This window comes from Pseudomonas sp. GW821-FHT10B02 (assembly GCF_059415665.1).
This window is the reverse complement of record NZ_JBWKNR010000004.1, coordinates 110285-122639: the sequence shown is the minus strand read 5'-3', so window position 1 is coordinate 122639 and position 12355 is coordinate 110285. Positions and strand designations below refer to the sequence as shown.

The window sequence follows — 12355 nt, the reverse complement described above, 5'->3', positions numbered from 1 at the left end:
GTAGACTCAACGCACCAGATGCAAAAACTGCATATGCCGCTCGTACTGATCAAGGATGTCGTTGATGATCTGCTCCTTGCTGTAACCCACCAGGTCATAGTCCTGGCTGCCTTCGCTCAGGTGCACCTCGGCCCGATAGTAACGGCGGTTCTTCAACTCCTGGGTACCCAGCCCGCCCAAGGCGAATGACGGCGTGAAGTAGCCGCGCATCTGCACCTGATAGATGAACGGCTGCTCCTCGCCATGACCAATCTTCAGGCTGACGTTGTCATGGCTCGGGTCTTCCTGGGTAATGACGTTCAGGCCCTTCTCGACGAATACCTCGGTCACCTCGGCAATCGCCGGGCGCACCACGTCATCCATGAACCGGTAGACCTCGTCGCGGGACGGGAAATGCACCGCCTGGCTCAGGCGCTGACGCCAGCCACCGCGGCCACGCCGGGAGTTGGCGAACGGCGCCAGCGAATGCATCTGCGCGATCTGCCGTTGCGACTCCAGGTAAAACGCCTTGTGCAGGCCCCACATCATTGCCAGGAGAATCACCGAGAACGGCAACGAAGTAAGCACCACCGCCGACTTCAATGAGTCGATGCTGCCGGCGAACAACAGGCCGATGGTCACCAGGGCAGTCATCGCGCCCCAGAACACCCGCAACCAGTTCGGCCCGTCTTCATCAGCGTTGCCGCCGCGGGCGGACAAGGTCGACAGCACCACGGTGCCGGAGTCGGCCGAAGTGACGAAGAACACAAAGCTGATGAACACCGTGACGGCAATGACCGCCTTGCTCCACGGATAGGTTTCCAGCAGCAGGTAGAGGGTCATCGACGGGTTGTCGATGGCCGACTGACCCAGCGCGGTCATGCCGTGATCGAGCACCTGGGTCATCGCACTGTTACCGAAGATCGACATCCACGCCAGAGTGAAACCCAGCGGGATCAGCAGCACACCGAAGACGAACTCACGGATGGTGCGGCCACGGGAAATACGCGCGATGAACAGCCCGACAAAGGGCGCCCAGGCAATCCACCAGGCCCAGTAGAACACGGTCCAGCCACCCAGCCAGTCTCTGGCTTCGTTATAGGCATAGACGTCGAAGCTCTTCCTCGGCAGTGCGCCCAGGTAGTCGCCCAGGTTCTGGATCAGGGTATTGAACAGGTGCTGGGTGGGCCCGGCGAACAGGACGAACAGCAGCAGCGCGCAGGCGAGGAACATGTTGATGTCGGACATCACCCGCACGCCCTTCTCGACCCCGGCCACGGCAACTGCAACCGCCGCGCCCATCATCAGGGTGATCAGCGCCACCTGCACCCATTGGGTATGCGGAATGCCGAACAGGTAATCCAGGCCCGAGTTCAGGTGCAACACGCCAAAGCCCATGTCCGCGCCCAGGCCGAACACCGTGGCGATGATGCCGAAGCCATCCACCGCATAGCCGATCGGCCCGTTGATGCGTTTGCCGATCAACGGGTACAACGCGGAACGCAGGGCCAGCGGCAGGTTATGGCGGTAGGCGAAATAGGCCAGGGCCATACCGACGAAGGCGAACACACCCCAACCGTGCAGGCCCCAATGCAGGAACAGCAACTGCATCGCCTGACGCCCGGCCTCGACCGTTCCGGCTTCACCCTGGGGCGGCTGGAGCATGTGGGTAAGGGGTTCGGAAACGCAGAAGAAGAACAGGGTAATGCTGATACCGGCGGCGAACAGCATGCCGGCCCACGACAGGTAACTGAACTCGGGTTCGTCGTGGTCGGCACCGAGCTTGATCTTGCCGTAGCCGGACAAGGCGGTGACCACCACGAAGACCAGGTACAGCGTCATCGCCAGCATGTAGTACCAGCCGACCGTATTGGCCGCCCAGTTCTGTGCCGCCAGCAACCATTCACCGGCCGCTTGCGGATTGCTGATGACCACCAGTCCGAAAATGAGGATAAAGCTCGCCGCGAAATAGAAAACCGGCGGATTCATGCGGATCTTGCCGCTGGCTGAAGAACTCGGTGCACCCATTAAACGTGCACCTCGATATGAAGGGAAAGGCTTGGATTGAACGGGTTCAGCAAAGGGTTTCCTCCTGTTGAACGCCGGCAGCGGACCACCGTTTTAACTTGAACAAGCGTTCAAGTTAAACATGGATGGGGTCCGCAATGCGACCCAATGCCGCAATCCAAGCCTTGCTGCGGTTACTTCTGGGTCCCGTCATCGTGCTGCAGATTGGCCTGGGTCAGGTTGCTGCCCGGGGCCACACTGCGGGTCAACCAGACGTTGCCGCCGATGGTCGAACCCTTGCCGATGGTGATACGCCCCAGAATAGTTGCACCGGCATAAATCACCACGTCGTCCTCGACGATCGGGTGGCGCGGATGGCCTTTTTGCAGCTGCCCGTCCTCATCCGCCGGGAAGCGTTTGGCCCCCAGAGTCACGGCCTGATAGATGCGTACCCGCTCGCCGATGATCGCCGTTTCGCCGATCACCACACCGGTGCCATGGTCGATGAAGAAGCTTTTGCCGATCTGCGCACCCGGATGGATGTCGATACCGGTGGCCGAATGCGCCAGCTCCGAGCTGATCCGCGCCAGCAAAGGCAGGCCGGAACGGTAAAGGTGATGGGCCAGACGGTGATGGATCACCGCCAGGATTCCCGGGTAGCACAGCAACACTTCATCGACGCTGCGTGCTGCCGGGTCGCCATGGAAGGCCGCCAGCACGTCAGTGTCGAGCACACTGCGCAGCTCCGGCAACGCGGCAGCGAAGTCCTGGATCAAACGCAGCGCCGTGGCGTCGACGTCGGCAGTGTTGCACTTGCCATGACGGGCGACGTAGCGCAGCTCCAGGCGCGCCTGGGCAAGCAAGGCAGTCAGGGCCGAATCGAGGGTATGCCCGACGTAGAAATCTTCGCTTTCCTCGCGCAGGTCCACCGGACCCAGGCGCATGGGAAACAGCGCCCCGCACAATTGCTCAAGGATGTGGCGCATGGCTTCGCGCGAAGGCAGCTCGCGCCCCCCTTGCTCACCACTGCTGCGACCATTGCTGCTGCGCCATTTGTCACGGGCGCTACGCAAGCCGGCAACAATGCCCTGCAGTTGCCAATGCCCTGTCTGCGCGTTTTCGCTCACGGTTACGTCTCCTGCCGCGGCGGCGATAATGGAATGAGAAGGCCGCCAGATAGACGCTCACTTTACGGCAAATGCTGGGGGGAGAAAAAATAACCCTTTATTCCAAAACGCAATATAGCCGGCATAAGGCCGGGAGTTGCCCGCTGGCCCGACGCTGCCTATAGTCGGATTTTCCCTTGCAGATGTATTGCCATGATCGACCGACAGCTCTCCCGCTTCAATCGTCTGGACCTGCTTGGCGCGCCGACCGCGCTGGAAAAGCTGCACCGCCTCTCGGCCTGGGCTGGCCGCGACATCTACGTCAAACGCGACGACTGCACCCCGCTGGCCCTGGGCGGCAACAAGCTGCGCAAACTCGAATACCTGGCTGCCGATGCCCTGAGCAAGGGCGCCGATACCCTGGTCACCGCCGGGGCGATCCAGTCCAACCATGTGCGCCAGACCGCGGCACTCGCTGCGCAACTGGGCCTGGGTTGTGTCGCGCTGCTGGAAAACCCGATCGGCACCGAATCACCGAACTACCGAGGCAATGGCAACCGCCTGCTGCTGGACCTGTTCGATGCCAAGGTCGAGCTTGTGGATAACCTCGACAACGCCGACGAGCAACTGCAATCTCTGGCTGTACGTCTGCACGCCAGCGGGCGCAGACCGTACATCGTGCCGATCGGCGGCTCCAACGCGCTCGGCGCACTGGGCTATGTGCGTGCAGGACTCGAGCTTGCCGAACAGATCAAGCACTGCGGCCAGACCTTTGCCGGCGTTGTACTCGCTTCCGGCAGCGCCGGCACCCATAGCGGCCTGGCCATCGCCCTGGCCGAGAAATTGCCAAAGCTGCCGGTGATCGGCGTTACCGTGTCGCGCAACGACGAGGCGCAACGGCCGAAAGTTGAGGGGCTGGCCGAGCGCACCGCCGAACTGCTGGGCATCCGCCTGCCGAAGACATTCAAGATCGAACTCTGGGACGAATACTTCGCCCCGCGCTATGGCGAACCGAACGCCGGCACCCTCGCCGCCATCCGCCTGCTGGCGAGCCAGGAAGGTTTATTGCTCGACCCGGTGTACACCGGCAAGGCCATGGCCGGCCTGCTCGACGGCATTGCGCGCCAGCGATTCGACGATGGTCCGCTGATTTTCCTGCATACCGGTGGGGCACCGGCATTATTCGCCTACCCTGAGGTCTGGAATAGCTAAATGACATATACAAAAATAATATAAGAAAATGAATTTATATTATTTTTAAGCCTATTAGCGTCACCCTATAGTCGCCAACCACTACACAACAACATTGGGGCTTCGTCATGACAGTAATCGCTAAACAGATTCTCAACGCAGGCGTCGCCCTGCTGCTGGGCGCCAGTCTGCTCGGTCAGGCGGTTGCCGGCGAGCAGCTGAAAACCATCAAGGACAAGGGTGTCATCAACATCGGCCTGGAAGGCACCTACCCGCCGTTCAGCTTCGTCGATGAAAGCGGCAAACTGTCGGGTTTTGAAGTGGAGCTGTCAGAGGCCCTGGCCAAGGAGCTGGGCGTCAAGGCGAAGATCCAGCCAACCAAGTGGGACGGCATCCTGGCTGCCCTGGAGTCCAAACGTCTGGACGCCGTGGTGAACCAGGTGACCATCTCCGAGGAGCGCAAGAAGAAGTACGACTTCTCCGAGCCTTACACCGTTTCCGGTATTCAGGCACTGGTGCTGACGAAAAAGGCCGCCGAGCTGAACATCAAATCCGCTGCCGACCTGGGCGGCAAGAAGGTCGGGGTAGGCCTGGGCACCAACTACGAACAGTGGGTCAAAGCCAATGTACCGACCGCTGACGTGCGCACCTACGAAGACGATCCGACCAAGTTCCAGGAACTGCGTGTCGGCCGGATCGACGCCATCCTGATCGACCGCCTGGCCGCTCTGGAATACGCCAAGAAAGCCAAGGACACTACCGCTGCCGGTGACGCATTCTCGCGTCAGGAAGCCGGTATCGCCCTGCGCAAGGGCGAGCCTGAACTGCTCGACGCCATCAACAAGGCGCTGGACAAGCTGCGCGCCGACGGCACCCTGGCCAAGCTCTCTGAGAAGTACTTCGGCGCCGATGTGACTAAATGATCGAAGACAGCCTGCAGCTTGCGCTGGACAGCGCGCCCTTTCTGCTAAAGGGCGCGTACTTCACCGTCATTCTCAGCCTCGGCGGGATGTTCTTCGGCTTGCTGCTGGGCTTTGGCCTGGCCCTGATGCGCCTGTCACGCATCAAGCTGGTGAGCTGGATCGCACGGGTCTATGTGTCGTTCTTTCGCGGCACCCCGCTGCTGGTGCAGCTGTTCGTGATCTATTACGGCCTGCCCCAGGTGGGCCTGGAACTGGACCCGCTACCGGCGGCGCTGATCGGCTTTTCGCTGAACATGGCCGCCTATGCCTGTGAAATCCTGCGCGCCGCGATCGGCTCCATCGACCGCGGCCAGTGGGAGGCCGCCGCCAGTATCGGCATGACCCGTGGCCAGGCCATGCGCCGGGCCATCCTGCCGCAGGCGGCGCGCACCGCGCTGCCGCCGCTGGGCAACAGTTTCATTTCGCTGGTCAAGGACACTGCCCTGGCCGCGACAATCCAGGTGCCGGAGCTGTTCCGCCAGGCGCAGCTGATCACCGCGCGCACCTTCGAAGTCTTCACCATGTACCTTGCCGCCGCACTGATCTACTGGGTGCTGGCCAGCGTTCTCGCGCACCTGCAGAACCGCCTGGAAGCGCGGGTCAACCGGCACGACCAGGAGTAACGCGGCATGATCGTGGTAGAGCGACTGAGCAAACAGTTCAATGGCCAGACGGTTCTGAACGACATCAGCCTGAAGGTCGAGGCCGGCGAAGTCATCGCCATCATCGGCCCCAGCGGCTCCGGCAAGACCACCTTCCTGCGTTGCCTGAACCTGCTGGAAACGCCCAGCAGCGGCCGCATCCAGGTCGGTGACGTGACCATCGATGCCAACCTGCCCCTGACCAAACAGCAAGGCCTGATCCGCAAGTTGCGCCAGCAGGTCGGTTTCGTGTTCCAGAACTTCAACCTGTTTCCCCATCGCACGGCGCTGGAGAACGTGATCGAAGGGCCGTTGGTGGTCAAGAAGACCCCGCGTGAGCAAGCCGTGGCCCTGGGCATGAAGCTGTTGGCCAAGGTCGGCCTGGGGGGCAAAGAGGCGTCGTATCCGCGCAAACTGTCCGGCGGCCAGCAGCAACGGGTGGCGATTGCCCGGGCGCTGGCGATGGAGCCTGAAGTGATCCTGTTCGACGAACCGACCTCGGCGCTGGACCCGGAACTGGTCGGTGAAGTACTGGCAACCATCCGCGGTCTGGCCGAAGAAAGACGCACGATGATCATCGTCACCCATGAAATGAGCTTTGCCCGTGATGTCGCCAACCGGGTGATCTTTTTCGACAAGGGCGTGATTGTCGAACAGGGTGAAGCCAGGGCGCTGTTCGCCCACCCCCGGGAAGAGCGAACCCGGCAGTTCCTCGGCAAGTTCCTCGGCGTCCAGAACACCGGGTACTGAGTTCCCCACCAGACCCCATCCCCAATCGCGCCCGCAGGTTTTCCCTGTGGGCGTAGTCCTGTTCCGAAGTTTTCCGTCAGCAGCCAAATGGCAGTGTGCGGGCTTGATCCTGCGCGTCTGCTGGCCAATAACCGCCAATCCAGCAGATGCTCATGCCAAGGATGCGCGCCATGCCCAATGTCAGCCAAGGACCCGAACTTTCCCCACCGATTCTCCCCGGCATCAATGCGGCCGGTATTGGCTGCCACAGCGCCGCGCGATTACGGGCGCGTGTGCCGATCCAGCCACCCATGGAAGCCGGCGACCTGCTGACCTTGTTCTGGGGCCAGCGCTTTGTCGCCGCCCACAGCCTGCAAGCCCATGAGCCGGATGGCAGCATCGACCTGCGCATACCCGCCAGCTTGCTGCACAACGGTATCCACCGCCTGCATTACCGCCTGCTCAAACCCGGCCACCACCCGCTGCGCTCACCTGAACTGCAGGTCCTGGTAAAACTCGACTGCCCTGGAGGCAACAGCCCCCACGAGCACTTGCAGCCAGTGCAGTTGGCGGGCCGGTTGCGTCGCGAGGGCCTGTTTCTGCACAGCCTGAACAACGACCTGCCCTGCACCCTGGCGCCCTACCGGAACATGGCCGAAGGTGACCGGATCACCTTGCGCTGGGGCGATCTGCGTGTGGACTTGCCTGGCGTGAGCAAGTGCCAGGTCGGCCAGCCGCTGCCGGCCAGGATCCCCCTGACATTGATTGAGGAAAACGGCCCCGACCCACATCTGGAACTGAGTTACTGCATTCTCGACCGGGTCGGCAACCGCTCGCAGTGGGCGCCCGCGGTGCACCTGCGAGTGTCTGCCGGGCGAGCGTCGAGTACTTCTATCTATATTCCAACAAGTTAGTTTATTTAATTTTTATACAGCATTAGGGTATATGAACCGGACCACCGGACCAGCGCATTTCAGTCGGCGCAGCCCGCGCCGACCTTTCCAATACGTGAGGTAAGGTTATGGTCAGGAACACAATCACCCCAGTGCGTAACGCCAGGGCATTGAGTGCAGCCAGGGAGCGGCACTGATGTCCAGTCTGGCAGATACCAACGTCCACAGTGATCTCGACAGCGCACCGCTGCTGTTGCCGGCCAAAGTCCTGCGCAGCGACGCCGAGGCCCTGCAGGCTGCCCGTGAACTGGCCGAAGTTGCCCGCAGCCAGGCTGCCCGGCGCGACCAGCAACGCAAGCTGCCCTGGACAGAAATCGAACAGTTCACCCGCAGCGGCCTGGGCAGCATTTCCATTCCCCGCGCCTACGGCGGTGCCCAGGTGTCGTTTGTCACCATCGCCGAAGTGTTTCGCATCATCAGCGCCGCCGACCCGGCGCTGGGGCAAATCCCGCAGAACCAGTTCGGCATCCTGCAGTTGCTCAAAGGCACGGCCAGTGAACGGCAGAAGGACCTGCTGTTCAAATCGGTGCTCGACGGCTGGCGAATCGGCAATGCCGGTCCCGAACGCGGCAGCAAGCACACCCTGGAACTCAAGGCACGGATCACCCGCGAGGGCGACCACTATGTGCTCAGCGGCCAGAAGTTCTATTCCACCGGCGCCCTGTTCGCCCATTGGGTAGCGGTCAAAGCGCTGAACGATGAAGGCCGTCAGGTCATGGCCTTCGTCCGCCGCGGCACGCCCGGGCTGCGCATCGTCGATGACTGGTCCGGCTTCGGTCAGCGCACCACCGCCAGCGGCACCGTGCTGCTGGACCGGGTTCAGGTCGACGCCGAGCTGGTGATCGACAACTGGCGCCAGAACGAGGTGCCGAATATCCAGGGCGCCGCTTCGCAACTGATCCAGGCTGCCATCGATGCCGGCATCGCTGAAGCCGCAGTCGCCGACGCCATCGCCTTTGTCCGGGAAAAATCACGGCCATGGATCGATGCCAAGGTCGAGCGCGCCAGCGATGACCTCTACGTGATCGCCGATATCGGTCGCCTGCAACTTGAGCTGCATGCGGCCCAGGCCTTGTTGAGCAAGGCCGCGCGCACTCTCGATGAAGTCAACGCCGCACCGGTGGACGCCGCCTCGGCAGCCCGGGCTTCGATTGCCGTGGCCGAAGCCAAGGTGCTGACCACCGAGATCGCCCTGCAGGCCAGCGAAAAGCTCTTCGAGCTGGCCGGCAGCCGCGCCACCCTCGCCGAGTTCAACCTCGACCGGCACTGGCGCAATGCCCGCGTGCACACCCTCCACGACCCGGTGCGCTGGAAATACCACGCCGTCGGCGCCTATCACCTCAACGGTACCTTGCCTGCCCGGCATTCCTGGATCTGACCAGACCACTGGAGCCTATTTATGAGCCTTCTGCCGCAACCGCACGAAAACGTCGCGGTCATCCACACTGACGCCCAGGCTTTGCAGATTGCCGAAGAACTGGCCGGCGAATTGCGCCGCGACAGCATCCTGCGTGATCGCGAACGTCGCCTGCCACACCCGGAACTGGCGCTGTTTTCGCGCTCTGGCCTGTGGGCCATCAGCGTCCCCAAAGCCTTTGGCGGCGCCGGTGTTTCCAACGTTACCCTGGCCAAAGTCATCGCGCGCATCGCCCAGGCCGATGCCTCCCTGGGTCAGATTCCGCAAAACCATTTCTATGCCCTGGAAGTGCTGCGGGTAAACGGCAGTCCGCAGCAACAGCAGCGCCTGTACGCCGAAGTACTGGCCGGCAAACGCTTCGGCAACGCCCTGGCGGAACTTGGGACCAAAACCGCCCATGACCGCACCACGGCCCTGAGCCGGGACGGTGACGGCTACCGCATCAACGGGCGCAAGTTCTACGCCACCGGCGCGCTCTATGCCCAACGCATTCCCACTTCGGTGGTCGACGAGCAGGGCGTGCAGCAGCTGGTGTTTGTCCCCGCCGACAGCGCCGGGTTGCAGGTGATCGACGACTGGAGCGGTTTTGGCCAGCGCACCACCGGCAGCGGCTCGGTACTGTTCGAGAATGTCCGGGTCGCCGCCGAGGATGTGGTGCCGTTCCAGAGCGCCTTCGAACGGCCGACCACGGTCGGCCCATTGGCGCAGATCCTTCATGCCGCGATCGACACCGGCATCGCCCGCGCCGCCTACGAAGATGCCCTGCAGTTCGTGCGCAGCCGCAGCCGGCCATGGATCGATTCCGGCATCGACAAGGCCAGCGACGACCCGCTGACGCTGAAGTCCTTCGGTCATCTGGCGATCCGTGTGCACGCCGCTGAGGCCCTGCTTGAACGCGCCGGCGAGTACCTCGACCAGGCCCAGGCCGCCCCCAACGCCAGCACCGTGGCCGCTGCCTCCATCGCCGTGGCCGAAGCCCGGGCGATCAGCACCGAAATTTCCCTGGCCGCCGGCAGCACCCTGTTCGAACTGGCCGGCAGCCAGGCCACCCTCGCCGAACATGGCCTCGACCGTCACTGGCGCAACGCCCGCGTGCATACCCTGCACGACCCGGTGCGCTGGAAGTACCACGCCATCGGCAACTACTACCTCAACGATGAGAACCCACCGCTACGGGGGACCATCTGATGGCCAAGAAGAAAATCCTCCTCAATGCCTTCAACATGAACTGCATTGGCCACATCAACCACGGTCTGTGGACTCACCCACGGGATACGTCCACCCAGTACAAGACGCTGGAGTACTGGACCGAACTGGCGAGGTTGCTTGAGCGCGGGCTGTTCGACGGCCTGTTCATCGCCGACATCGTCGGGGTCTACGACGTTTACCGGAACAACGTCGAGGTACCGCTCAAGGAGTCGATCCAGCTGCCGGTCAACGACCCGTTGCTGCTGGTGTCGGCCATGGCCGCGGTGACCCGGCATCTGGGCTTCGGCCTGACGGCCAACCTGACCTACGAGCCGCCCTATCTGTTCGCCCGCAAGCTCTCGACCCTCGATCACCTGAGCCGTGGCCGGGTGGGCTGGAATATCGTCACCGGTTATCTGGACAGTGCCGCCCGGGCCATGGGCCTTGAGCAGCAAGCCGAACACGACCGCCGCTACGACCAGGCCGACGAATACATGCAGGTGCTGTACAAACTGCTGGAGGGCAGCTGGGAAGACGGCGCGGTGGCCAACGATCGCCAGCAGCGGGTCTACGCCCACCCGGAAAAGGTCCATAAGGTGAACCACCGGGGTGAGTTCTACCGGGTCGAAGGCTATCACCTGTGCGAACCCTCACCGCAACGTACGCCGGTGCTGTTCCAGGCCGGCAGCTCCGAGCGCGGCCTGGGCTTTGCCGGCAACCATGCCGAATGCGTGTTCATCAGCGGCCAGACCAAGGCCGGGACCCGCGCCCAGGTCGACAAGGTTCGTGCAGCTGCCGTGGCCGCTGGCCGTGATCCCGAGGCGATCAAGGTGTTCATGGGCCTGACCGTGATCGTTGCGCGTACCGAGGAGCAAGCCTGGGCCAAGCACGCCGAATACCTGCGTTACGCCAGCGCCGAAGCAGGGGTTGCGCACTTCGCCAGCTCAACGGGTATCGACTTCTCGGCCTACGCACTGGACGAACCGATCCAGTACGTCAAAAGCAACGCCATCCAGTCGGCGACCAAGACCTTGCAGAACAACGACTGGACCCGGCGCAAGCTGCTCGACCAGCACGCCCTCGGCGGGCGCTACATCACCCTGGTCGGCTCACCGACCCAGGTCGCCGACGAGCTGGAAAGCTGGATCGCCGAAACCGGCCTGGACGGCTTCAACCTGACCCGCACCGTGACCCCGGAAAGCTATGTCGACTTCATCGACCTGGTGATCCCCGAGCTGCAGCGTCGCGGCTCGTACAAGACTGCCTACGAAGACGGCACCCTGCGCGAAAAACTCTTCGCCAGTGACCAGCCCCTGCTGCCCGCCGGGCATCCCGGCGCCAGCTATCGCCACACCACCCCGAGCGGAGCGCTACAGCATGCTTAAGACCTTCCTTGCCCGCCCCGTCGCGGCGCTGGCCCTTACCCTCGGCCTGTTTTCCACCACTCAGGCTGCCGATGCGTTAAAGGTCGGCACCACCGCAGCCTTCGCCATCCCGCTGGAAGCGGCCGTCAGCGAAGCGAAGAAGCAGGGGCTGGATGTCGAACTGATCGAGTTCAGCGACTGGATCGCACCAAACGTCAGCCTGGCCAGCGGCGACATCGACGTGAACTATTTCCAGCACATCCCGTTCCTGGAAAACGCCAAGGCGGCGGCCGGTTTTGACCTGGTGCCTTATGCATCGGGGATCATCAACAACGTCGGCCTGTACTCGAAAAAGTACAAAAGCTTTGACGCGTTGCCACAAGGCGCCAGCGTGGCCATCGCCAATGACCCGATCAACAGCGGCCGCGGCCTGCAGCTACTGGCCAAGGCCGGGCTGATCACCCTCAAACCCGGTGTGGGCTACAAGGCCACTGAAGAGGATATCGTCGCCAATCCCAAACAGTTGAAGATCCTCCAGGTCGAAGCCGTGCAACTGGTGCGGGCCTACGATGATGCCGACCTGGTCCAGGGTTATCCGGCCTACATCCGCCTGGCCAATACCTTCGATGCCACCTCGGCCCTGCTGTTCGACGGCCTCGATCACAAGGAATACGTAATCCAGTTCGTCATCCGCCCGCAGAACAAGGACGATCCGCGCCTGGCCAAATTCATCGATATTTATCAGCACTCGCCAGCCGTGCGTGCCGCGCTCGACAAAGCCCATGGCAAGCTTTACCAACCGGGCTGGGAGAGCTGAG

Annotated in this window: 11 protein-coding genes; 9 read left to right on the top strand and 2 right to left on the bottom strand. The window is 62.5% G+C overall.

Translation table 11 applies throughout. The features are described from left to right. Positions 1–6: 6 nt before the first annotated feature. A complete protein-coding gene (gene betT / locus AC07OF_RS08395) occupies positions 7–2007 on the bottom strand; it encodes a choline transporter BetT (protein WP_038605575.1) in 2001 nt (666 codons plus the stop codon). Between the two features lie 173 nt (positions 2008–2180). Beyond that, positions 2181–3113 carry a serine O-acetyltransferase EpsC gene (gene epsC / locus AC07OF_RS08390; RefSeq protein WP_038605573.1) on the bottom strand — a complete coding sequence of 311 codons (933 nt, stop codon included), beginning with the start codon at positions 3111–3113 and terminating at the stop codon, positions 2181–2183. Positions 3114–3305: 192 nt separating this feature from the next. Between epsC and AC07OF_RS08385 the strand changes: the two genes are divergently transcribed. The 9 genes from AC07OF_RS08385 to AC07OF_RS08345 all read left to right on the top strand — a co-directional run bounded on the left by AC07OF_RS08385 (position 3306) and on the right by AC07OF_RS08345 (position 12354). Further along, positions 3306–4304 carry a D-cysteine desulfhydrase gene (locus AC07OF_RS08385; protein ID WP_157190787.1) on the top strand — a complete coding sequence of 333 codons (999 nt, stop codon included), beginning with the start codon at positions 3306–3308 and terminating at the stop codon, positions 4302–4304. 107 nt (positions 4305–4411) lie between these two features. Next, the gene (gene tcyJ, locus AC07OF_RS08380) at positions 4412–5206 is read left to right on the top strand and encodes a cystine ABC transporter substrate-binding protein (protein ID WP_157190786.1); all 795 of its coding nucleotides are present in this window, start codon (positions 4412–4414) and stop codon (positions 5204–5206) included. Continuing rightward, a complete protein-coding gene (tcyL, locus tag AC07OF_RS08375; protein WP_051939131.1) occupies positions 5203–5868 on the top strand; it encodes a cystine ABC transporter permease in 666 nt (221 codons plus the stop codon). Before tcyJ ends, tcyL begins: the two co-directional genes overlap by 4 nt. 6 nt (positions 5869–5874) lie before the next feature. Further along, a complete protein-coding gene (gene tcyN / locus AC07OF_RS08370) occupies positions 5875–6636 on the top strand; it encodes an L-cystine ABC transporter ATP-binding protein TcyN (protein WP_157190785.1) in 762 nt (253 codons plus the stop codon). 170 nt (positions 6637–6806) lie between these two features. Then, the gene (locus tag AC07OF_RS08365) at positions 6807–7529 is read left to right on the top strand and encodes a hypothetical protein (protein ID WP_495072760.1); all 723 of its coding nucleotides are present in this window, start codon (positions 6807–6809) and stop codon (positions 7527–7529) included. Between the two features lie 175 nt (positions 7530–7704). Continuing rightward, positions 7705–8946, top strand: coding sequence for an SfnB family sulfur acquisition oxidoreductase (locus AC07OF_RS08360; protein ID WP_157190784.1), 1242 nt, complete (start codon positions 7705–7707; stop codon positions 8944–8946). 21 nt (positions 8947–8967) lie between these two features. Beyond that, entirely contained in the window at positions 8968–10173 is a 1206-nt protein-coding gene (locus AC07OF_RS08355) for an SfnB family sulfur acquisition oxidoreductase (protein WP_157190783.1), read from the top strand. Next, positions 10173–11558 (top strand): LLM class flavin-dependent oxidoreductase, encoded by a 1386-nt coding sequence (locus tag AC07OF_RS08350; protein WP_157190782.1) that lies wholly within the window; start codon positions 10173–10175, stop codon positions 11556–11558. The genes AC07OF_RS08355 and AC07OF_RS08350 overlap by 1 nt, the downstream gene beginning before the upstream one ends. Further along, a complete protein-coding gene (locus AC07OF_RS08345; RefSeq protein ID WP_038605553.1) occupies positions 11551–12354 on the top strand; it encodes a MetQ/NlpA family ABC transporter substrate-binding protein in 804 nt (267 codons plus the stop codon). Before AC07OF_RS08350 ends, AC07OF_RS08345 begins: the two co-directional genes overlap by 8 nt. Position 12355 lies beyond the last annotated feature (1 nt).